Source organism: Hymenobacter sediminis, from assembly GCF_003231285.1.
Lineage (GTDB): Bacteria > Bacteroidota > Bacteroidia > Cytophagales > Hymenobacteraceae > Hymenobacter > Hymenobacter sediminis.
Map to the genome: position 1 here is coordinate 1 of NZ_QKNS01000031.1, position 408 is coordinate 408.

General features: G+C 42.2%; 1 protein-coding gene. It reads left to right on the top strand.

Annotation, left to right across the window (positions count from 1 at the left end):
• Positions 1-408 (top strand): 3'-5' exonuclease (locus DNI29_RS23820; RefSeq protein WP_317048764.1); only part of this gene is annotated, 408 nt, incomplete at both ends.

Genomic DNA, 408 nt, shown 5'->3' on the forward strand with positions numbered 1-408 from the left:
CAGCCAACAGCATCATTGCAAAAAATAAAGCCCAATTAAAAAAAGACATCTGGACCAAAAATACAGAAGGTGACCTGATCGAACTGATCAAGGCAAGTTCGGATAATGAGGAAGGCAGGTTGGTGGCTACGACAATTTTCGAAGAGAAAAACAATAAAAAACTCAACAACAGCGACTTTGCTGTGCTCTACCGCACCAACTCCCAATCCAGGTCCATAGAGGAAGCTTTGAGGAAAATGAACATTACCTACAAAATCGTGGGAGGTCTGTCATTTTACCAAAGGAAGGAAATCAAAGACCTTTTGGCCTATCTCCGCTTTGTGGTCAACCATGAAGACGAGGAAGCATTCAAGCGGATCATCAATTATCCCAAAAGAGGAATCGGAGATTCGACAGTCGAAAAAATGT